The 20,201-nt window shown below is 63.3% G+C and carries 21 protein-coding genes; 15 read left to right on the forward strand and 6 right to left on the reverse strand.

All coding sequences use genetic code 11. From position 1 onward, the window contains the following. Complete coding sequence (locus QRN59_RS19605) at positions 1-1,035, reverse strand: LacI family DNA-binding transcriptional regulator (RefSeq protein ID WP_284984134.1); 1,035 nt, start codon at positions 1,033-1,035, stop codon at positions 1-3. A 239-nt stretch (positions 1,036-1,274) separates the two neighbouring features. On the opposite strand from QRN59_RS19605, the gene QRN59_RS19610 reads away from it, so the two are divergent. From QRN59_RS19610 to QRN59_RS19625, 4 genes are all read left to right on the forward strand, one after another. Further along, a complete protein-coding gene (locus QRN59_RS19610) occupies positions 1,275-2,630 on the forward strand; it encodes an NAD(P)H-dependent oxidoreductase (RefSeq protein ID WP_284984135.1) in 1,356 nt (451 codons plus the stop codon). A 59-nt stretch (positions 2,631-2,689) separates the two neighbouring features. Beyond that, positions 2,690-3,727: a DctP family TRAP transporter solute-binding subunit gene (locus QRN59_RS19615; protein WP_284984136.1), complete on the forward strand. Its 1,038-nt coding sequence runs from the start codon at positions 2,690-2,692 to the stop codon at positions 3,725-3,727. A 91-nt stretch (positions 3,728-3,818) separates the two neighbouring features. Then, positions 3,819-5,738, forward strand: coding sequence for a TRAP transporter large permease (locus QRN59_RS19620; RefSeq protein WP_284984137.1), 1,920 nt, complete (start codon positions 3,819-3,821; stop codon positions 5,736-5,738). A gap of 3 nt (positions 5,739-5,741) precedes the next feature. After that, a complete protein-coding gene (locus QRN59_RS19625; protein ID WP_284984138.1) occupies positions 5,742-6,644 on the forward strand; it encodes an NAD(P)-dependent oxidoreductase in 903 nt (300 codons plus the stop codon). A 106-nt stretch (positions 6,645-6,750) separates the two neighbouring features. Here the strand turns inward: QRN59_RS19625 and QRN59_RS19630 are convergent, their stop codons facing one another. Then, positions 6,751-7,002, reverse strand: a complete 252-nt coding sequence (locus tag QRN59_RS19630) for a DUF2630 family protein (RefSeq protein ID WP_284984139.1) — start codon at positions 7,000-7,002, stop codon at positions 6,751-6,753. 159 nt (positions 7,003-7,161) lie between these two features. Between QRN59_RS19630 and QRN59_RS19635 the strand changes: the two genes are divergently transcribed. Beyond that, the gene (locus tag QRN59_RS19635) at positions 7,162-7,773 is read left to right on the forward strand and encodes a DnaJ family domain-containing protein (protein ID WP_284984140.1); all 612 of its coding nucleotides are present in this window, start codon (positions 7,162-7,164) and stop codon (positions 7,771-7,773) included. Positions 7,774-7,780: 7 nt separating this feature from the next. Here the strand turns inward: QRN59_RS19635 and QRN59_RS19640 are convergent, their stop codons facing one another. Beyond that, complete coding sequence (locus QRN59_RS19640; RefSeq protein WP_284984141.1) at positions 7,781-8,584, reverse strand: SDR family NAD(P)-dependent oxidoreductase; 804 nt, start codon at positions 8,582-8,584, stop codon at positions 7,781-7,783. Continuing rightward, entirely contained in the window at positions 8,581-9,342 is a 762-nt protein-coding gene (locus QRN59_RS19645; RefSeq protein WP_284984142.1) for a hypothetical protein, read from the reverse strand. Before QRN59_RS19645 ends, QRN59_RS19640 begins: the two co-directional genes overlap by 4 nt. A gap of 97 nt (positions 9,343-9,439) precedes the next feature. Here QRN59_RS19645 and QRN59_RS19650 point away from each other — a divergent pair, with 97 nt between their 5' ends. Continuing rightward, positions 9,440-9,925 (forward strand): MarR family winged helix-turn-helix transcriptional regulator, encoded by a 486-nt coding sequence (locus tag QRN59_RS19650; RefSeq protein ID WP_284984143.1) that lies wholly within the window; start codon positions 9,440-9,442, stop codon positions 9,923-9,925. A 4-nt stretch (positions 9,926-9,929) separates the two neighbouring features. On the opposite strand, the gene QRN59_RS19655 is transcribed toward QRN59_RS19650, so the two are convergent. Together QRN59_RS19655 and QRN59_RS19660 are read right to left on the reverse strand one after the other, a co-directional pair. Further along, positions 9,930-10,991: a Gfo/Idh/MocA family protein gene (locus QRN59_RS19655; protein ID WP_284984144.1), complete on the reverse strand. Its 1,062-nt coding sequence runs from the start codon at positions 10,989-10,991 to the stop codon at positions 9,930-9,932. Between the two features lies 1 nt (position 10,992). Then, positions 10,993-11,847 (reverse strand): sugar phosphate isomerase/epimerase family protein, encoded by an 855-nt coding sequence (locus tag QRN59_RS19660; RefSeq protein ID WP_284984145.1) that lies wholly within the window; start codon positions 11,845-11,847, stop codon positions 10,993-10,995. A 97-nt stretch (positions 11,848-11,944) separates the two neighbouring features. Between QRN59_RS19660 and QRN59_RS19665 the strand changes: the two genes are divergently transcribed. The 9 genes from QRN59_RS19665 to QRN59_RS19700 all read left to right on the forward strand — a co-directional run bounded on the left by QRN59_RS19665 (position 11,945) and on the right by QRN59_RS19700 (position 20,193). Next, positions 11,945-13,528 carry a M81 family metallopeptidase gene (locus tag QRN59_RS19665; protein ID WP_350225250.1) on the forward strand — a complete coding sequence of 528 codons (1,584 nt, stop codon included), beginning with the start codon at positions 11,945-11,947 and terminating at the stop codon, positions 13,526-13,528. Next, the gene (locus tag QRN59_RS24680; protein ID WP_502871091.1) at positions 13,461-13,628 is read left to right on the forward strand and encodes a hypothetical protein; all 168 of its coding nucleotides are present in this window, start codon (positions 13,461-13,463) and stop codon (positions 13,626-13,628) included. The genes QRN59_RS19665 and QRN59_RS24680 overlap by 68 nt, the downstream gene beginning before the upstream one ends. Before the next feature lie 52 nt (positions 13,629-13,680). After that, the gene (locus tag QRN59_RS19670; protein ID WP_284984146.1) at positions 13,681-14,979 is read left to right on the forward strand and encodes an extracellular solute-binding protein; all 1,299 of its coding nucleotides are present in this window, start codon (positions 13,681-13,683) and stop codon (positions 14,977-14,979) included. 30 nt (positions 14,980-15,009) lie between these two features. Next, entirely contained in the window at positions 15,010-15,972 is a 963-nt protein-coding gene (locus tag QRN59_RS19675) for a carbohydrate ABC transporter permease (RefSeq protein ID WP_284984147.1), read from the forward strand. After that, positions 15,973-16,812 (forward strand): carbohydrate ABC transporter permease, encoded by an 840-nt coding sequence (locus QRN59_RS19680; protein ID WP_284984148.1) that lies wholly within the window; start codon positions 15,973-15,975, stop codon positions 16,810-16,812. A gap of 1 nt (position 16,813) precedes the next feature. Then, positions 16,814-17,830, forward strand: coding sequence for an ROK family protein (locus QRN59_RS19685; RefSeq protein ID WP_284984149.1), 1,017 nt, complete (start codon positions 16,814-16,816; stop codon positions 17,828-17,830). Between the two features lie 32 nt (positions 17,831-17,862). Then, positions 17,863-19,032 (forward strand): ROK family transcriptional regulator, encoded by a 1,170-nt coding sequence (locus QRN59_RS19690; RefSeq protein WP_284984150.1) that lies wholly within the window; start codon positions 17,863-17,865, stop codon positions 19,030-19,032. Positions 19,033-19,059: 27 nt separating this feature from the next. Continuing rightward, positions 19,060-19,806, forward strand: coding sequence for a copper homeostasis protein CutC (locus QRN59_RS19695; protein ID WP_284984151.1), 747 nt, complete (start codon positions 19,060-19,062; stop codon positions 19,804-19,806). An 84-nt stretch (positions 19,807-19,890) separates the two neighbouring features. Continuing rightward, positions 19,891-20,193, forward strand: coding sequence for a DUF4193 domain-containing protein (locus tag QRN59_RS19700; RefSeq protein WP_059389433.1), 303 nt, complete (start codon positions 19,891-19,893; stop codon positions 20,191-20,193). The last annotated feature ends 8 nt before the right edge of the window (positions 20,194-20,201 follow it).

Consider the following 20,201-nt stretch of genomic DNA (forward strand, 5'->3'; position numbering starts at 1 on the left):
TTAGTGAATAGCGGTTTGGGTGAGTGGTGCGCAGCTGTTGCGGGGCAGGAAATCGGCCTTGACCTCGATGAGGCGGGGACCGTCGGGCAATTTGCCCTGCATTCGACCCAGGACGAGCTCAAGGGAATGAACTGCGAGCATGTCAAGCGGCTGTCGGATGACGCTGAGCGGCGGCGACATCAGCTCGGTCCAGGGGTTGTCATCGAAGACGATCAAGGAGAGCTCTTCCGGGATCTTTATCCCGCCCTGGACCAGCCGCCGGACCGAACTTTGAACCTGGGCGGTGTTGGCCACGATGAGACCGGTTGGGGGCTGCGACATGGCAAGAAGGGAGCCGACGGCGTCACCGCCCGAGTCTCCACGAAACGGCACGTCGCGGATGAGAAGGGGATCGACGGCGAGGGATGCGTCCTCATGGGCGGCCCGGTATCCGCTGATCCTTGACCGCCCCGTCGACGTGCTGCGTGGGCCCGTCACGAGTGCTATCCGGGTGTGGCCGAGGCCGATGAGGTACTCCGTGGAGCGTCGGGCGGAGTCAAAGTTCTCGATGCTGACAACGTCCACGTCGGCGAGTTCCTCGATGGTCCTGTCGACGAACACTACGTTTACCCCCAGATCCTGAAGACGCGCCCACTTTTCGATGTTTCTACCGGTTGGGGTTGCTATCACTCCGCTGACCGAGCGGTCCAGGAGGGTGTCCAGTGAATCCGCTTCCAAGTGCGGATCCTCTTGCGTTGTCATCAAGACCACCTGGACGCCATGGCCGCGGGCCTCCCAGACAATGCGGTCCGCGAGCCGTGCGAAGAACGGGTTGGAGAGGTCGGTGACCACCAGTCCAATGGTGAGCGCGTGGCCCGCGCTCAGTTCGCGGGCCGCGGCCCGCGGACGGTACCCCAGTTCATCGATGACCCTGAGGACTTCCTGCCGTTTAGCCGGCGCAACGGGACCTGAGTCCGGGTTCAGCACCCGTGACACCACTGAGACCGATACTCCCGCAGTCGCCGCGACATCGCGGATGGTCGGAGCCTTCTTCACCACTCCTCCTTGGGGGAATTCATTGGGCGTAAGTCCATGCTTCGGCTCCATGTGGCCAGCAGTCCTCCTCGTGGATGCGCTTGGCTCGGAGCCGTTGACACAGCTTAGCACCGAGTGGTACAAAAGTGGAACCGGTTCCACTCCGGATTGATTTCAGCCAGTATGCGACGAAGAAGTTGTGCCATCCGCTCAAGCGGCCAGGTTTCCTTCGCATCGCACCCCAATGAAGAGAGACTCCAGTGAACCTTCACAAACTCCTTGGCGACCGCGAGCAGGAAGGCCGTCCCATCAGGGTCGGCCTCATTGGCGCGGGACGTTACGGCACCATGTACCTCGCCCAGGCCAACAACATTCCGGGGATTCACGTCGTCGCCATCGCCGATATCAACGTGAAGCGCGCAGAAGGGGCCTTCGCCTTGGTTGAATGGCCGGCCGAGCAGATCGCCCCCGACATTGCCACGGCGCTCAAGAACCGAACCACGGCTATCGTGGCCAACGCGGACGAACTGTTCGACGTGGACATCGACGTGATCGTGGAAGCCACGGGCAACCCGATCGTGGGAATCAGGCACGCCCTGCGGGCCATCGAAACCAAGAAGCACATCATCATGGTGACCGTTGAAGCTGACGCGTTGGCTGGCCCGGCTCTGGCCAAGCGCGCAGAAGCCGCCGGCGTCGTGTATTCGATGGCCTACGGCGACCAGCCGGCCCTCATCATGGAATTGGTGGACTGGGCGCGTACCAGCGGATTCGACGTGGTCTGCGCGGGCAAGGGTGCCAAGTACCTTGAGCACTACCACGAGATGAACCCGGACAACGTTTGGGAGAACTGGGAATTCTCGAAGGAACTCACGGACTCCGGACAGCTCAACCCGTACATGCACACCTCGTTCCGCGACGGCACGAAAGCAGCCATTGAGATGGCAGCCGTCGCCAACGGCGCGGGCCTGGAACCGTCGGACGCCGGGCTCAGCTTTACGCCCGGCAACGTCGAGGAGATCGCCACAATCTGCCGGCCAATCGACGTCGGGGGGTCCCTCGCGCACGAAGGCAGCGTGGACGTCATGTCCAGCGTGAACCGTGATGGCAGTTGGATCAGCCACAACACGCAGGAGGGCGTCTTCGTCGTCGTCAAGGCAACAAACGCTTACGTCTCCGGCTGCTTCAACGAATATCCCTGGCACCCGGACCCCACCGGCCAGTACGCAGCTCTTTACCGCCCGTACCACTACGTCGGCCTCGAACTCAACGTATCGATCGCAAATGCGGCGCTTCGGGGAATTGCTACGGGCGCGCCCATTGGTTTCTTCGGAGACGTGGTCGCCACCGCAAAGAAGGATCTCAAGGCCGGCGAATTCCTCGACGGCGAGGGCGGATTTACGGTGTGGGGCAAGCTGGTTTCGGCCAAGCACTCGGTGGCTACCGGGGCCTTGCCAGTGGCCCTTGCCCACCACGTGGAACTGCGCAACGACGTCGCCAAGGGAGCGATTGTCCGCTGGGACGACGTCGTGATTGATGACTCGCTTTCCCAGGCGCTTGAGCTGCGCCGCGAAACCGAAGCGTTCATCGCCCAGACCGCCCCCGTGGGCGTTTGACTCGTCTCTCCTTGCTTCCGTCATCCGGATCGCATCCTTCCAATGAAGAAAGGCATCGCATGAACACCAAGACCCGCGCCATCACCGGAGTCCTCGCCTGCAGCTTGGCTGCAACTGCCCTTGCTGGATGTGCCGCCGCCGGCGCATCCAGTGGCGGCCAGGCCGCACCGGTCGCCAAGATCCAATTGTCGATTCCTGACCCGCTCACCTCCTCCGTAGGCGTGTCTGCGCAGCACTTCGCGGACCAGGTAAAGAAGACATCCAACGGATCGGTCGTGGTTACCGTCGTTCCCAATGGCACGAGCTTCAGCGGCGACCAGAACGCCGCCGTCACGCGGCTGCAGGGCGGCTCGCTGGACGCCCTGATCCTCTCAACCTCGGTTTACGCCTCGGTGGTGCCGGAAATGAACGCGATCAGCATCCCCTACCTCTTCAAGGACACCACCGAAGAGGCCGCGTTCCTGGCAGGTAAACCGGGTCAAGACCTGAAGGACAAGCTCGCCAAGAAGGACACAGTCGCCCTGAGCTTCCTCACCAGGACAGGCCGTGAAATCACCAACTCTGTTCGTCCTATTACCCAGCCGTCAGACCTCAAGGGACTGAAGATCCGCGTACCGGGCAACACGTTGTGGACAGACTTCTTCGGCAAGCTCGGTGCAAGCCCCACCACCATGGCGTTCTCAGAAGTCTTTACCGGCCTGCAAACCGGCACCATTGACGGCCAGGAGAATCCGATCGAGGTGCCGTGGACCAATAAGTTCTCGGAAGTGCAGAAGTATGTCTCGCTGACCAACCACATCAACGACGCCTGGGTACTCGCCTTGTCGTCAAAGAAATGGGCGACACTCAGCGCGGACCAGCAAAAAGCGCTCACTGACGCTTCGACGGAAACTGCCTCGTTCAAAACGACCTACGACACAGATCAAGCGAAGAGGCAGTTGGACGAGTTGACCGCCAAGGGCATGAAGGCTAACGAGCTCAGCGCTTCCAGCATCGAAGAGTTCAAAGCCGTCTCGAAGAGCTTGTACCCGGACTTCTCGAAGCTCATTGGAAAAGACTTCTTCGACCAAGCGGTCGCCTTCGCGCCCGCCAAGTAATCCGTCACGGGGTGGGAGCCTTCCAGGGTTCCCACCCCAATGCCCACCAAGCCACATCAATTCCGCTCTCAATGTCGAAAGTCTGGACACAATGGAACACACCCTCACCTCCCGGGACCTGGAAGAGGCCCTCCCGCCCGATGCTGAAGAGATCCTGCACTCGGGTCACGTCGCTTCGGGCTGGAGCGGCGCGATTTGGCTGGACCGGACCTTGGAGTGGATTGTGGGCGCCGCGATCCTCGCCGAGCTCGTCGTCATCCTGCTGAATATCACGTTCCGCGTGATCACCGGCGATTCGGTTCTTTGGACCCAGGAAGTCTCCGAGATAGCGCTCCTGACGATCGCCTTCATGGGTGGGGCAATAGCGTATCCCAAGGGAGCCCACATGTCTGTGCAGGCCCTGATCATGAGGCTCCCCGCAGCGTGGAAACCCTATCTGGCTGCGCTGGTGGACTGGCTTGTCTTCGTGATGAGCGCCGGTGCTTTCGCGCTTTTCGTTCCTACGCTGGTCCAGCAAATCGAGGAAAAGACCCCCATCCTGCAGCTCCCGGTGTTCTGGGTCTCCATGCCGTTCTCGCTGGGCATGGTCCTTATCGCCTGGTTCGCGCTCGTCAAGCTTAGGCGGCAGCAAAAGCGGGCCGTCCTGGCGGCAGCCGGCATCGCGGCGGCGCTTGTCGTCGTCGTGCTCCTGGCTCCGCCGCTCTTTTACTATGCCTCGCCGAACGTCCTCCTTGGCACGGTGCTCGCGATTCTGTTCGTCCTGCTATTCCTCGGACTTCCTATCGCCTTCGTCCTCGCCCTGGCCTCCGGGATCTATCTCTACCTCGGAGGAATTTCCGAAGTCAGCGCTATTCCGATCGGCATGGCCTCGGGCGCAAAGGGATTCGTGTTGTTGGCGATCCCCTTCTTCATCCTTGCCGGCACAGTCATGAACTCCGCAGGACTCACCCTCCCGTTGGCCAAGCTCGTCGACGCCCTTATCGGGCACCTGCGCGGGGGACTGCTCCAAGTGGTGGTCGTGACCATGTACATTTTCTCCGGCATATCGGGGTCCAAAGTTGCCGACGTCGCAGCCGTTGGCACCACGATGCGCGGCATGCTTGAAGAGCGCAAGTATCCGCGCGGCGAGGTTGTCGCCGTACTATCGGCGTCTGCCATCATGGGTGAAACCATCCCGCCCAGTATCGTCCTTCTCGTCCTAGGCTCCATCACCACAATTTCGACCACCACGCTGTTTCTTGCCGGTTTTGTGCCTGCTGCATTCCTGGCGCTCGTGGTCATGGTGCTCGTGTTCCTGCGGGCACGCAAACAGGGCGGAGTCGCCAGCCCCAAGGCAAGCTGGCGGGCACGCGGTTCGGCCACGTTCTTCGCGCTTCCCACGCTTCTCCTGCCTGTTGGCATGGTCGCCGGGATCCTGAGCGGTTTCGCGACGCCGACGGAAGTTTCCTCCGTCGCCGTCGCCTACGCATTCGTCCTGGCCGCGGCCTACCGCCGGGGCAGCAAGCGACTGCTTGGTGACACGCTGCGGGAAACGACGACGACGGCGGGCATGGTGCTCTTCATCATCGCCGCCGCTTCTCCGCTCGCCCAGACCCTTGCACTCGCCGGTGTCTCGCAGCAAATCCACGACCTCATGTCCAGCCTTGGAGATTCCCCCGTCCTCTTCATGCTGTTCACCGTCATCCTGCTCGTCATCATGGGACAGTTGCTCGAGGGCCTCCCAGCCGTGCTGATTTTCGCTCCGTTGCTGCTGCCCATCGCTACCGATTTCGGCGTCAACCCCGTGCAGTACGCCATGGTGCTCATCATCTCCATGGGCATAGGCTCGTTCGCCCCTCCGGCCGGTGTCGGTTTCTATGTAGCGTGTGCCACCGCCCGGGAGACAGTGGAAAACAGCCTCAAACACTTCTGGCCGTATCTGCTTGCCCTTTTCGTCGGACTTCTGGTGCTCGCGGCAGTGCCGTGGTTTAGTACCTTCCTGCCCGCCCTGGCCGGACTGATCCCGTTCTAGGCCATGGCACAGATAACTAACGCTGAGTCCCCTGCTGTTCCTTTTTCTGTGGCCCTTCTGGGTACGGGACCGATGGGCGCCCCGATTGCCCGGAACTTGATCGCTGCCGGCGTGCCACTGAAACTCTGGAACCGTACGGCTCACAAGGCCAAGGCGATCCCGGGAGGGCGTGCCGTGGACTCTCCGGCGGAAGCCGCCAGCGAGGTAGTCCTAACGGTGCTACCCGATCTGCCCCAGGTCGAGGGACTGCTTGACGGACCCGACGGCCTCGTTGCGGGTTGGAGGACGGGCAAGATTGAAAACCCGATCCTGGTGGTGCACGGCACGGTGTCGCCTGTTGCCGTCGCGGCGTTCGCCGCGACATGCCGGAAAGTCCATGGAGTAACCGTCATCGACGCCCCGCTCAGTGGCGGTACTATCGGCGCCGAAGAGGGACGGCTGAGCATCATGGCTGGCGGGCCTTTGGACATCGTTGAGGGTCTCGGGCAACTCTTCGGGCTCTACAGTTCCACCGTTTTGCGGTTCGGAGAAACGGGCGCCGGATCCATAGTCAAGGCCTGCAACCAGATCGTGGTGGCCGCAACAGTAACGGCAATCTCGGAGGCCATGGCGCTAGCCGAGGCATCCGAGCTGGATCTTGGCGACGTGCAGTCAATACTTGCCGGTGGCCTGGCAAATTCCGAAGTCTTGCGGCAGAAGGGCCAACGCTGGGTCGACGCCGATTTCGAAGGCGGCGGATCTGCGAAGAACCAGCTAAAGGACTTGACCTTCATTGCCGAGGTCGCGGCAGAAGCTGGACTCGATCTTCCGGTTTCCAACAGTGTCCGCCGTGCATTTCAGACAATGGTTTCCCAGGGGCTTGGCGAGCTGGACCACACAGGTATCTACCTCAGTATCCGAGGCTAGTCAGGAGCCTGTGTGAATGCCGGTGGGCGGCGCTGTAGGGAGCTTTAACGGCAGGACGACGACGGCGGGAGCGTCCCGCCGTCGTCGTCCTGCGTCACCTGCGGCTTCAGCCGGTGTAGCCCTCCACCTGTTTTGGGGGCCGTGGTTTGGCTTCGTTCGGGTTCTCCCCGTACTGCCTCTTGGCCCGCCTTTGCCGCAACAGGTCCCAGCACTGATCCAGATCCTGTTCAATGCGCTCCAGCCTCACGCGGTCAGGGGCATGTGCAGGACCCGGCGGGGCCGCCTCTGCCTTCTCCCGGAGTTCCCGCTCCTCCTCCACCAGTGATTGGATGCGGTGGAGAATGCCCTGTTCGTCCATGGTGACCCTCTTCCTGAACTAGCCGTTACCAGTCAGGTTAGTGAGCTGTGCTGGGTGTGAACAGAGGTCGTGGTCGCGGGAGCCATCCCGGCAGTCTCCCGTTTGCGGAATACTTGGATGCAGATTCAGGATTTCCGCAAGCGAAGGCGGTGATTAGCCGTGAACGGCGAAAGCAGTGCGTTCAAGCGCCGGTTGGAGCGAGCCATGGAGCTGCGGAACGCCCGCGCGACAGGCATGACGGCCGAGGAAGAAGCCGAACTTGAGGCCGCCGAGGAAGGGGAGCGGCAGAAGCGCAAGAAGGTGGACGACGCCGCGCGGGTGGAATACCTGATCCGCGACGCCATGGCGCAAGGGAAGTTCGACAACCTGAAGTACGCGGGCAAGCCGATCCCCGGGCTGGGGGAGCGCTACGATCCCGATTGGTGGGTCAAAGGCCTCATCCAGCGCGAGCACCTCAGCGGCCTTGGCCCGAAGGCCATTCTGCTCCGGACCGAGGATGCCGAACTGGATGCAAAGCTCGATGCACTGTACTCGGAAAAGCAGGTACGCGATTTGGTCGAGGACTTTAACGCCCGGGTCATCGACGCGCGGCGCCAACTCCAGGGCGGCCCGCCGGTGATCACGAAAACCCGCGACGTCGGCGTCGAGCTGGAACGCTGGCGCGAGCGCCGGGCGGCGGCCGCCCAGGCAACCGCGGTTCAGGAAGCCGTGAACCAGGAACTTGCGGGCAAGCGGCCGTGGTGGCGTCGCATCTGGAACGGTTCCGGCTAGGTCGGACTCAGCTGTGCAGTCCGGTGTTGAACGCGGGCGTTCCTGCCAACCGGCCGCCGTCGACGGCCAGAACAGTTCCGGTGACGAACGATGATTGGTCCGAGCAGAGCCATAGGGCCGCGGCAGCAACATCGGCCGTGGAACCGATCCGGCCCAGCGGGACGGCCGCCGCGACGCGGTCCTGGGCTGCCTGGCCCGCTCCTGCAAGCCGCTCCGTGAGGATGGGGCCGGGAGCGATGGCATTGACCCGGATCCCGTGCGGGGCGTAGTCGAGCGCGGCCACCCGCGTCAGGCCGCCGACGCCGAACTTGCTCGCCACGTAGCCGCTCATGCCGGCGACGCCTTGTTCGCCGGCGGTGGAGGACATGTTGACGATCGCCCCGCCGTCTCCGCTTGCCAGCATGAGCTCGATTTCGTATTTCAGGCAGAGGAACACTCCGCGCAGGTTGACCGAGATTGCACTGTCGAACTCGGCGCTTGCCCACTCGGCCAGCGGCGCCGGGGCCCGCCCGCCGCCTGCGGCATTGTTGACCGCGGCGTCGAGCCGGCCGAATCGGTCCCGGATCTGGGCCAGCAGGGCTTTCACCGAGTCCTCATTGCCCACATCCGCGGGGATGGCCACCGCTTGACCGCCGTTCGAAGTAATGGCTGCGAGCCGCTGGGATAAGCCCGCGCTGTCACGTGAGGCGAGGACGACGTCTGCACCGGCGCCAGCCAGCGCGGTTGCGATCTCCGCCCCGATTCCGCGGCTCGCCCCGGTGACGAGCGCGACCTTGCCGGACAGCGGCCGGGTGGGATCCGCCGTCGTCATGGCGTTGTCCGGCTTGGGCCGCGCATTTGGCTTGCGCCGGGTGCGTGTCCGCGGGGCTCTTGGTTCGCGGCAGCCCGGTTGCGTGGGAGCAGGAAGCCGGCGGCAACCAGCCAGAGAAGGCCACCGAAGCGTCCGATCGGCAGCAGGAATTGAAGGGGCTCGATCGCCATGGAAAGAAAGCTCAACTCGGACAGTGCGGCAATGACCAGGCCGGTCCAAGCCAGCCAACGGGGCATGAAGCCAAGGATCAGGGCCGGGACTGCCATGCCCGCCACGAGGAGGCCGGTTCCGACGACGAAGCTGACCCCGCCGGTGATGAACGCGAGGAACGCGAATGCATGCGTGAGCGTCACATCCGAGGTGATTTCGGGCCGGCTCAGCAGCCACGTCACGGAACCCGACAACATCAAGAAGATGGCTGCGCTGACGCCGCCAAAGAAGCCAATGGCCGGTCCGGGAACGCGCACGCCGAGCCGGAGCTGCCGGGCGTAGGCGGTGGCGGCGTAGATCCCCAATGGCACTGCGGAGCCGAATTGGAGCATGCCGCCGACCCGCATCGCAACGACGTTTTGCTGGAAGAACGCGGCCACTTGCCCCGACGGCGCAAAGGGCGAGACGAACGTTTGGCCGCCTGTCAGGATTGCGGACGTGATGAGGCTGGCGAGGAAAATACCGAGGCTGACGAGGGCAAGGACTCCGGGGTGTGGGCCACCTGAACGGGTTGGACGGCCTTCATCGGGAATCGAACGACTACTCATGGCTGAACCTTTCTCGTAGTGCTGAACCTTCGTAATTGCATCACTATTGAAATGGTTCACCTATAGAATTGTTCTGTCAAGCATGTATTCTGAATCCATGGACTTAGCCACACCGGGCCGGCCGAAACGGACCGCTTTTCTCTTGTCGCAGCTAGGCGCCGTGGCGTCGTCCCGCTTTGCCGACCGCACACGGGAGATCGGCCTCACGCCGAGCGACGCAGGTGTCATCCGCCTGCTCGGACGAGCCCCCGGGTTGAGCCAGCGTTCCCTTGCGGACAGGCTCGGCGCTGTCCCCAGCCGGGTGGTTTCGCTCATCGACTCGCTGCAGGACCGCGGCCTCGTGGAGAGGGTGCGCAGCAGCACGGACCGGCGGAACTATGAACTCCACCTCACGGAAGCCGGCATTCGCATGCTGCGGGAACTGCGCGGAATTGCCGAGCAGCATGAAGCGGAGCTTCTGGCCCCGCTGACAGACGAGCAGATCACGCAACTTGGCGAGCTGCTCGCGCAGCTCGCCAGCGGCCACGGCCTGGACAGGGACCTCCACCGCAACGTCGGGCGCGACGGCGGACGTGAGGCCTGATCGGCTACAGCTGCACTTCGCGGCCCGTCCTGCTGGACTCGTAGATCGCGGAGATGATTTTGATGAGTTCAAGGCCGTGGGTGGCCGGAGCGGCCTCGGCGGCATCGCCCCGAGCCGTCGCCAGGAACTGCTCCACCTCGTTGCGGTATGCCACGGTGCTAAAAGTCGGCGAATCAAGCACAGGCGAAATGTCGAGCAGCGTGTCGTGCTGTTCGGTGAAGATTTCCAACGCGGGCTCCAGTTGCGCGCCGCCTTTGTCTCCGAAGATTTGGACCCTGGTTTCATCCGCGCCGTGCACCGAGTAGCTGGTGTCGAAGTGCATCACTGCGCCGTTGCTGAACTTGATCAGCGCTGTCGCAAGGTCCTCCACGGGGTCCGCAGGTTGTCGTGCCGGATCGAAATCGGCGGATAGATACCGGCTGAAGTTGGAGATATTGTTCCGGGCACCGATCTTGTGGAACACCGTCCCGGAAACCGAGGACACGGAAGGGCAACCCATGAGCCACCAGCAAATGTCGATGAAATGGACGCCCAGATCGATCAGTGGCCCACCGCCGGACAGTCCTTTGTCGGCGAACCAGCCACCGGGGTTGCCCACCCTGCGCAGGCATGTGGCCTTGGCGTAGTAGATCTGCCCCAGGTCACCGGCGTCGATAAAGCGCTTGAGTACCTCGGCGTTGGGCGAGAAGCGGCGGACATAAGCTACCTGCAAAACGGCTGTGCTCCGCTGGGCGGCAGCAGCAACAGCCAAAGCCTCCTCCACAGAGGCTGTCATGGGCTTCTCGATCAGCACATGCTTGCCGGCTTTGAGTGCCGCAATCACAATTTCTGCGTGCGTGTCATTGCGCGTGCAGATGCTGACGGCGTCGATCCCGGGATCCGCCAAGAGCTCCTCGTAGTCCGTGAAGACTTTGGCTGCTCCGTATTCCGCGGCCCGGCTCCCGGCCCGCGCAGCGTCGATGTCGCAGACAGCCACCAGGTGCGCCGACGGCGAATCACGGTAAGCGTCCAGATGCATGTCCGAGATGGTCCCCAGCCCTATGACTCCAACGTTCAGCGACCCCATGTCAGCAGCCCTCCCACAGTGTGACGGCGTTGCGCAGCGATTCCGGGGTAGCCGTGAGGCAGTCCTCGCGGCCCTCGTATTCCACGGAACATGGTCCACTGAAGCCGAAGTCCTTGATCAGGCGAAGGACGCGCGGCAGGTCCATGTCCCCGAGTCCGAACACGGAGCCTTGGATATGGTCCCCTGCCAGCGTTTGCAACCATCCGCCGCCGGGGCTTCGCTTCCGGCGGTAGAAATCCTTCAGATGCACCACAGACGCGTAGGGGAGGAGCTTTGCGACGGCCGATTCCGGCCGCTCGTCGACGCACAGGAAGTTGCCGATGTCCAGGGTGATCTTGAAATTTTCGCGGTCCACGGCGTGCACCAACTGCAGCAACCGTTCGCTGACGTTGAAGGCCATGCCATGGTTTTCCACGCTGGTGGTGATTCCCAGGGTTGCGGCGTGCTCGGCGAGTTCCCGGGACGCCGGGAGCACCTTCTCAAAGGCATCGCGGTATTCGGCGTATGAGGTGGGGCGCCACGCCCACGGTACAACGTCGTGGCGGAAGCGGCTGATCCCCATCCGGTGGGCCGTGTCCAAGTGCGTCTTCACCCGGACGATCTCAGCTGCCGGGTCGGTGCCGAGGAAATCCGCACCCACCACATAGTTGACCAGGGCGATCCCGGACTCCTCTGCACGCTCGCGCAGTCCCTCGGCCGCCGCCTGGTCTGCGGAAAGGTCCACGCCCAGTCCCGCCTCGGCCACTTCGAGATGGCCGGCCTGATGGGATGCCGCCCAGCCCGGCAGGTCCAAAAGGCCCACCCGTCCGTCGGCCAAGGCTCCCGCCAAACTGTACGTGCTCAGCCCAATCTGCATTGTTCGATCCTCTTCCGTGGATTCCGCTTGCCGTCACTTGCGAGCCCACGTTAGGCAGGATTCCGGGCGAAAAGGGCTGGTTGAACTTCATTCGGCATTGAACTTTCGCGGCGGGGGCCTGGACCATCGCGGCACCGCCGCGAACCTCAATATGGTGGCAGGCATGATGGAAAAGAAGCCCCGGATCCTCATTACCGGAATCGCCCTCGAGGCCAGCACCTATTCCCCTGCGCGGACCCGCATGCAGGACTTTGTCCGGCGGGATGGCCAGGAGATCTTGGACCAGTACCCTTTTTTCACACCGGGCCATCCGGTGCGCGAGGCGGCGGACTGGCTGCCGCTTGTCCATTTCCGCTCCATCCCGGGCGGGGCCGTCCCTTCCGCGGATTACGCCGAGATGAAGCGGACGATCCTTACCGCAGTGGCGGATGCCTTGGAGGAGGGCCCGGTGGACGGGCTCTATTTCGACATCCACGGTGCCATGAGCGTCGATGGCATAGATGATCCCGAGGCGGATTTGCTCCTGGCCCTGCGCGGTCTGCTCGGACCGGACGTGCTGGTGTCCAGCGGCATGGACCTGCACGGCAACGTTTCCTGGACTTTGGCGCACCAATTGGACATCCCCAGTTGCTACCGCATGGCACCGCACGAGGACTGGCTCGAAACCAAGGAACGCGCCGCCGCGAACCTGCTGGAGCGCTTGGCACTGCCGGAGGCCACCCGCCGCCCGATCAAGGCCTGGGTTCCGGTCCCCATTCTGCTGCCCGGTGAAAAGACCAGCACCCGATTGGAACCGGCCAAGTCGTTATATGAGGAGGTTGCCGTGATCGCCGGGCTGCCCGGCGTGCTCGACGCCGCGCTGTGGATCGGTTATGCCTGGGCCGATGAGCCGCGCAACCGGGCCGTGGTGATGGTCACCGGCGACGACGCCGACGCCGTCGCACGCCATGCGGGCGGGCTCGCCGTCGACATGTGGAACAGACGGGACGAGTTCCGTTTCGTAGCGCCCTCAGCGCCGCTCGCTGAATGCCTCGCGGCTGCGGAGGCAAGCACGAAGCGCCCGTATTTCATCAGCGATTCAGGGGACAACCCCACTGCCGGGGGAGCCGGGGACGTCACCTGGACCCTGCACAGACTCCTTGAGCATCCACCCATCGCGGCCGGAACGCTCCAGGCGATCTATGCCTCGATCCCGGATGCCGGCGCCCTGGAGGCCTGCATTGCGGCTGGCGTCGGAGGCTCCGTCTCGGTGGATGTCGGCGCCCGCGTGGACACCACCCAGTCCGGTCCGGCGCGGCTGGACGGCATTGTGGAGCATCTGGCCCACGGCGACCCCGTGGCCATTGACGAGGCTGTCATCCGCGTCGGCGGCCTGCGAGTCATCGTGACCCGGCGCCGCAAGCCGTATCACCTGGAATCGGACTTCCTCCGGAACGGCTTGGATGCCCGGACAGCCGACGTTGTGGTGGTCAAGATCGGCTACCTCGAGCCAGAGCTCTTCGCCATGGCGGCGGACTGGATGCTGGCGCTCACCCCAGGCGGCGTGGACCAGGACCTGCCCCGGCTGGGCCACCACAGGATAGCGCGGCCCATGTTCCCGTTCGACGACGGCGGTGCGGCGCCTGATCTGGCCGCACGGTTGGTGCCGGCGTCGAACCAGCCGGCCGGCGTCGAGCGCTGACGAGTGGGCCGCGTGCGTCCGGGGCGCGCCAAACCGAGCCGCAACTAACTTCGATTCTGAACTAAGTTTGACCCTCTTCCGAAGCATCTACGCTCCATGATTTCGTTTGCTGCATGGTCAATCGACCCTGTGAGTCCAAAGTGGAGGAAGCGATGAAAGAACTTAGTCGACGTGGTTTGCTCGGTCTGGGCGGAGCCCTGGGTGCAGCAGCCTTGCTGTCCGCATGTGGCGAGGCCTCGGGCTCCGCGTCTTCGGACAGCCTCTCCACTCCGGCAAAGCTGCGGGTCTGGTTCATGAAAGACTCCGTGTCGGACAAGGCCCAGGCGTGGTTGAAGCAGGAGTTCGAAAACAAGTTCCAGGGATCCACCCTCACCATCGAGCAGCAGGAGTGGGACGGCATCGTCCCGAAGCTCCAGACGGCCCTTGCCAGCCCCGAATCGACGCCAGACATCATCGAACTTGGCAACACCCAGGCGCCAACGTTCTGTGCGGTGGGAGCGCTGGCCGATTTGAGCGGCATGAAGGAAGAACTGGGCGGTGCAAACCTGACCAAATCGCTCGTGGAACTGGGCAGCTTTGAGAACAAGATGTACGCCGCGCCCTTCTACGCGGGAAGCCGGATCGTGTTTTACCGGAAGGACATGTTCCAGCAGCTTGGGCTCGCGATACCGAAGACCATTGATGAGCTGACTGCCGTCGCAACGAAGATCCAGGCCGGCAACCCCGAGAAGAACGCACACTTTTCCGGGATGTTCCTGCCCGGGATTTCATCACAATCCGCGTTCGCTTGGGTCTTCAGCAATGGCGGGCGGTTGGCCGTGCAGAAGGACGGGAAATGGGAAGGCAGCTTGTCCTCGCCGGAGAGCCAGAAGGCCATCGCCCAGCTGCAGCAACTGTGGAGGACGGGCTCCACCACCGGAACCATCACCGACTCCACCATCGGTTCCCAGCCGTACACCGCGTTCAACACGGGCGAGGCGGGAATGTTCTTCGGCTTCAACTTCCATCTGAAAAAGATCAAGAAGGAACTCCTGGACGCCGGCAATGTGGGGTACTTCAACTTCCCTTCGCCTAAGGGTGACGCCGTGGGCAACCCTTTTGCCGGCGGCTCCAATGTGGCCATCTCGAACAACAGCAAGGCACGGGGGCTCGCCAAGGAAGCCCTCAAACTCATCTTCAGCAAGCCGTTCCAGGAGTTCTTCGCAACCGAGGGCGGCTGGGTCCCCGGAAACCTGAACTACGCCGCGGCCCTCGGGCAGGACGAATTGTCCAAGGTCACCGTCGAAGCCGTCAGGAGTTCCGTGGGCACCCCGGCGGCCAAGAACTGGGCATTGGTGGAGAGCGCCAAGGTGGTTGACGACTTCTTCGTGGCCATGGGCGCACTGAAGGACCCCGTTGGGCTGGCCAAGACGGCCGACGCCAAAATGACCGAAATCCTCAACAGCAAGTAGCCCCGGCGGGAAGCAGAAAGGACCGAAGCCATGACCGTAACCAGTACGCGTGCGAAGCCGGAAGGGATCCTGCCTGACCGGACTAAACCAGCGGCCCCCAGGAAACGCAGGCGCAACCCCCTCCCGTACATCCTTCTGCTTCCCGCGGTGCTCATTGTCCTGGTGGACATGGGCTACCCCTTGCTCCGTCAAATCACCATGGCGTTCCAGCACTTTTCCCTTGAGCAGCAGTTCGGCAAACCCGCGGATTTCGTCGGGCTCGACAATTTCACCCGGGTACTGGGCGATTCGGCATTCTGGCTCACCCTGGGCAGGTCCCTTGCTTTTTGCCTCGTCTGTGCCGCACTGACAATGGCCATCGGGATCGGGGGCGCGCTTCTGCTCACCAAACTCTCCCGACCGGTTTCCGTTTTCGTCCAGGCCGCCATGCTGCTGGCATGGGCGATGCCCGTGTTGTCCTCGCTCCAGGTGTTCCAGTGGATCTTCGATTCCAGGTCCGGGGTGGTCGACTGGACACTGGCGGGGCTGGGCATGCAAGGGATGGCCGGTTACAACTGGTTTTCCAACCCCCTGACCTTCTTCGCCGTCGCGGCCATCCTTGTCATCTGGATGAGCGTGCCGCTGGTGGTCTTCATGGTCTACGCATCGGTCACCCAGATCGATGAGTCCATGCTGGAGGCCTCAACGCTCGACGGCGCCAACGGCTGGAAGCAATTCCGCGAAATCACGGTCCCCACCATCGCCCCGGTCCTCCTGCTGGTCACGATTCTTGAAATCATCTGGGACCTGCGGGTATTTACGCAGATCTTCATCCTGCAGAAAAACGGCGGCATCACCGAGCAGACCAATGTCCTTGGCACCTACGTCTACCAGGTGGGCTTGTCCGGCGGAGACTACGGTGTGGCTTCCGCGACCGCCCTGATCATGCTGCTCATCACATTGCTCCTGACCTGGCGTTATGTCACCCAATTCCTGAAGCAGGGAGAAGTCTGAATGGCCCTCAAATCCAGCCCCGTCCGCCGCTCGGCGGCCAACATCACCGGCCTGGTCTTCGGTCTGCTGTGGATTTTCCCGGTCTACTGGCTGGTCAACAATTCGCTCGTCACGGACGAGGCCTTGCAGTCCCGCACGCCGTCGTTCCTGCCGCTCGACTTTACCTGGGCGCACTACGAGACAGTGCTCCACGACAGCCGCTTCTGGTCCGCCCTGCGGATGAGCTTCGGGGTTGCCCTGATTGTGGTGGTGGCCGCACTGCTTTTCGCCTTCTTCGCGAGCATGGCGCTCAGCCGCTTTCGATTCAAAGGCCGGAAGCTCATCATCATCTCGGTGCTCGTGATCCAGATGATCCCCGCTGAAGCCATGTTCATATCCCAGTACAAGATGATCGACAGCTGGCACCTGCTCAACTCCGTGCTCGGCCTGAGCCTGCTGTATGTCGGGGCGTCCGTTCCCTTCACTATCTGGATGCTCAAGGGATTCGTTGACGGGGTCCCGGTAGAGCTCGAAGAGTCTGCCATGATCGACGGTTGCTCCCGGGTGGGCGCATTCTTCCGGGTGACGTTTCCGCTCCTGGGCTCCGGACTGGTGGCCTCCGGGATTTTCGCTTTCCTGGCCGCCTGGAACGAATACACATTGGCGCTGGTACTGCTGAGCAGCGACAACAGCAAAACCCTCCCGCTATGGATCCAAGGCTTCAGCGGCCAGAACCAGGCAACGGACTGGGGCGGCATCATGGCCGGGTCCACCCTCATGGCGCTGCCGGTGATCATTCTCTTCGTCATCGTCCAGAAGAAGATGGCCCAGGGCCTCGTTGCTGGGGCGGTGAAAGGCTGACATGCAGTTGAGCGTACAAACCGCCGGTTCCCCGACGACGTCTTTGGTTCTGGGACCGGGCGCTCCGGTGATGGTTTTCGACGTCGGCGGAACCGACCTCAAATACTGCGTCGTGGATTCCACCGGGCGCTTCGCGCACCAGGGAACCACGCCAACGGCCATAGGTTCGCCGGGGGAGTTCCTGGACCAACTGTCCGACCTCGTCGCCACCTACCGAGCTGAGCCCCCGGAGCAACGGCCTCAGGCAATCGCCGTCAACGCGCCGGGGATTGTGGATGCAAGCACGGGCGTCGTGGTCTCCGCCGTGAATCTAGGCTGGAGCGACTTCCCGCTCTCCTCCGCGTTGGAAGCGCGGGTCGGACTTCCTGTGGTGCTCGGCAACGACGTGCAGATGGCAGGTTTGGCAGAGCATCGACTGGGGGCCGCGAAGGGGCTGCGGAACGCCCTGGTGTTGGTCATCGGCACCGGGATCGCCAGTGCAGTCATCTTGGACGGCGAGGTGTACGACGGCGACGGGTACGCCGGAGAAATCGGCCATGCCCGCATGGAGCCACTCACGAGCACAACGGCCATCCTGTGCACTTGCGGCGCGTCAGGATGCCTCCAGACGGTGTCCTCGGCGTACGCCATCGCGCGCAACTATTCAGCCGTGTCCGGCGCGCCCGTGGTTGGTGCGAAGGAAGTGATGGAGGCCGCGGCCGCGGGTGACCCGGCCGCCGTCGGGGTCCTGAACCAGGCATATGACGGGCTCGCCCTGGCGATCGCGCAGAGCGTCGCACTTCTGGCACCGCAAGCCGTTATCTTCGGAGGCGGCCTGTCCAATGCCGGCGACGCCCTCCTTCTCCCGGTGGCGGGGCGGCTGGAGTCTATCCTGAGTTTCCACCGTAGGCCCCGGCTCCTGCCAGCGCGGTTCGGCTCTTCGGCGGGGCTTTTCGGCGGCGCAGTGCAGGCCCGTCAGCTACTCTGCAAAGAGCAGCCCAATGGCGGGCGGCAGACACCGAGCCCCTGGAGAGACTGACTTTGGGTTACAAGCCTTCCTACGCCAAAACCGTGAAAAGAACCGGTCCCCGCGACATCGCGCTGACCGAATACTCCTCCAGCATCCTGTCCATGATCGCCAGTGGCCGGGCGAACTCGCGGGCAGATCTTGCCCGCACCCTGAACCTTGCCCCGTCCACCATCACCATCAAGGTGAACGAGCTGATGGAAGCCGGACTCATCAGCGAGAGCGGTTCAGGTTCGGCGACCGGAGGCCGGAGGCCCACGCTCCTGGAGTTGGTCCCTGACGCGGGCTTCATCCTGGCGGCGGACTTGGGCGCCCATCATTTGTGGGTCGGCAGGCTCAACCTCTCCGGCAATCTGCTTGTCTCCGAAATCAGGACCATCGATATCAACGATGGGCCCGAAGTGGTTTTGCCCCAGGCCGCGGCGATGATGCGTGCCCTGAGCGATCCGGCCGTCGACCCTCCGCTGCGGGGCGTGGGGATGTCCTTGCCCGGACCGGTCAACTTTGCCTTGGGTGCGCTCGACTCGCCATCCAGAATGCGCGGCTGGCACGAATTCAAAGTCCGGAACTGGCTTGCCGAGGAATTCGGGACTTTGGCGGTTGTGGACAACGACGCCAACATGATGGCTTTGGGTGAGCACACGCTACGCCAGCGGGAATCACCCGATTCCAAGGTCCGGCAGAACACCCTGTTTCTCAAAGCAGGGGCCGCGATTGGCTGCGGGCTCATCATTGACGGACAGGTCTACCGGGGTGCCACCGGCGCTGCCGGAGACATCGCCCACGTTCAGATCCCGGCTGCGGGCGATGCGCCATGCTCTTGCGGCAACCGCGGCTGCTTGGAGACGGTCGCCAGCGGGTCCGCCATCATCCGCGACCTGGCTGCGGTCGGGATCGATGCAGCGGACGTCAACGACATCGTCCTGCAGGTCAACAACGGCGACCCGCACACCACAACGCGAGTCCGTACGGCCGGCCGGATACTGGGGCAGACCCTCAGCATTGTTGTGAATTTCGTGAACCCGGATGTGGTGGTCCTGGGTGGCGGACTTTCGCAATTGGAGCCGTACGTCGCCGCTGTCCGTTCGCAGCTTTACGAAAGCTGCCATCCGCTTGCGACTAAGAACATCGTGATCGAAGCGTCGCTCGCCGGTTCGCAGGCAGGCCTTCTCGGCGCGGGACAGCTATGCCTGCGCACCGTGCTTGCGTCGTGAGCATTCGGCCCATCCAACGGGGGAACCATGAAGATTGAAATATGCGTCCAGGACCTGGACGGTGTTCGCTGTGCCATCGAAGCCGGCGCGGACCGCGTCGAGCTCTGCTCAGCGCTTGAGGCCGGCGGCCTCACCCCGAGCGCCGGCCTCGTTGAGACCGCCGCGGAGCTCGCGCGCGACGCCGGTCGCCAGGATTTCGTCCACGTGCTCATTCGGCCGCGGCCGGGCGGCTTTGTCTATTCGCCGGGTGAAGTCGAGGTCATGCGGCGGGACGTCCGGCAGTTGCTTGCCCTCGGCGCCGACGGCGTCGTCGTCGGACTGCTGACCCCTTCAGGCGACGTCGACGCGGCCGGCGCCGAGGCGCTGATCGATGCAGCGGATGGGACTTTCGTCACGTTCCACCGCGCGGTGGATGCGGCCCGGGATCCGCTCCGAGCAGTGGACGACGCCGCCCGGCTGGGTGCGCGGCGCATTCTCACCTCGGGCGCAGCCCGGGCCGCGGGCGACGGAATCGACATGCTCAAGCGCATGGTTGCGGGCCTCCCGGCCGAAGTTTCCGTCATGGCCGGCGGCGGCGTCACTGAAGAGGCCGTACCTGGGCTTTTGGCCACGGGAGTCCGTGCCATACACTTTTCGGGACGTAAGCTCATGGTCGATTCGGCCCCGTCCGGGCCAGGCGGCGGGGATGGCGTACGCTCGGTGACGCATCCGGCCACAGTGGAGCGGATGGTCAGGGCAATGCGCACCGCGGAAGCAATGACGCACGTGCGCTGATTTTGCCACATTGTGGGGAATAGCAGCCGCATGGTGTATGTTGCACATTCGCCAGCAAATACACAAGAGAAGAGATAACCCCAGGTGGCAACCGATTACGACGAACTCCGCTCCGACGTCGCGGAATCCCAAAGCACGTCACTTCAGGCCCTGCAGTCTGCCAATGCTCCGGACGCTCGCAGCGTTGTACGGGAGCTGGACGAGGCCGATGCTTTTGAAGGCAACGAGGTACCAGGCGGCGAATTCGTGGCCGAGGAACTGATCATTGCGGTCGTTCCACAGAAGGAAGACGAGTTCACGTGCTACTCGTGTTTCCTCGTCCGTCACCGCTCCCAGATTGCCCGTGAAAAGAACGGCCACGCGTACTGCGTAGAGTGCGAAGGCTGAGCCTCTGA

Origin of the sequence: Arthrobacter sp. efr-133-TYG-118, assembly GCF_030209755.1 — a bacterium.
In the GTDB taxonomy this organism is placed as follows: Bacteria; Actinomycetota; Actinomycetes; order Actinomycetales; family Micrococcaceae; genus Arthrobacter.

Bases quoted from the DNA above. Each gene is read 5' to 3' on its own strand.
- QRN59_RS19615 (WP_284984136.1), top strand. From the start codon at position 2,690: ATGAACACCAAGACCCGCGCCATCACCGGAGTCCTCGCCTGCAGCTTG.
- QRN59_RS19620 (WP_284984137.1), top strand. From the start codon at position 3,819: ATGGAACACACCCTCACCTCCCGGGACCTGGAAGAGGCCCTCCCGCCC.
- QRN59_RS19625 (WP_284984138.1), top strand. From the start codon at position 5,742: ATGGCACAGATAACTAACGCTGAGTCCCCTGCTGTTCCTTTTTCTGTG.
- QRN59_RS19630 (WP_284984139.1), bottom strand. From the start codon at position 7,002: ATGGACGAACAGGGCATTCTCCACCGCATCCAATCACTGGTGGAGGAG.
- QRN59_RS19640 (WP_284984141.1), bottom strand. From the start codon at position 8,584: ATGACGACGGCGGATCCCACCCGGCCGCTGTCCGGCAAGGTCGCGCTC.
- QRN59_RS19645 (WP_284984142.1), bottom strand. From the start codon at position 9,342: ATGAGTAGTCGTTCGATTCCCGATGAAGGCCGTCCAACCCGTTCAGGT.
- QRN59_RS19650 (WP_284984143.1), top strand. From the start codon at position 9,440: ATGGACTTAGCCACACCGGGCCGGCCGAAACGGACCGCTTTTCTCTTG.
- QRN59_RS19655 (WP_284984144.1), bottom strand. From the start codon at position 10,991: ATGGGGTCGCTGAACGTTGGAGTCATAGGGCTGGGGACCATCTCGGAC.
- QRN59_RS19660 (WP_284984145.1), bottom strand. From the start codon at position 11,847: ATGCAGATTGGGCTGAGCACGTACAGTTTGGCGGGAGCCTTGGCCGAC.
- QRN59_RS19670 (WP_284984146.1), top strand. From the start codon at position 13,681: ATGAAAGAACTTAGTCGACGTGGTTTGCTCGGTCTGGGCGGAGCCCTG.
- QRN59_RS19675 (WP_284984147.1), top strand. From the start codon at position 15,010: ATGACCGTAACCAGTACGCGTGCGAAGCCGGAAGGGATCCTGCCTGAC.
- QRN59_RS19680 (WP_284984148.1), top strand. From the start codon at position 15,973: ATGGCCCTCAAATCCAGCCCCGTCCGCCGCTCGGCGGCCAACATCACC.
- QRN59_RS19685 (WP_284984149.1), top strand. From the start codon at position 16,814: ATGCAGTTGAGCGTACAAACCGCCGGTTCCCCGACGACGTCTTTGGTT.
- QRN59_RS19695 (WP_284984151.1), top strand. From the start codon at position 19,060: ATGAAGATTGAAATATGCGTCCAGGACCTGGACGGTGTTCGCTGTGCC.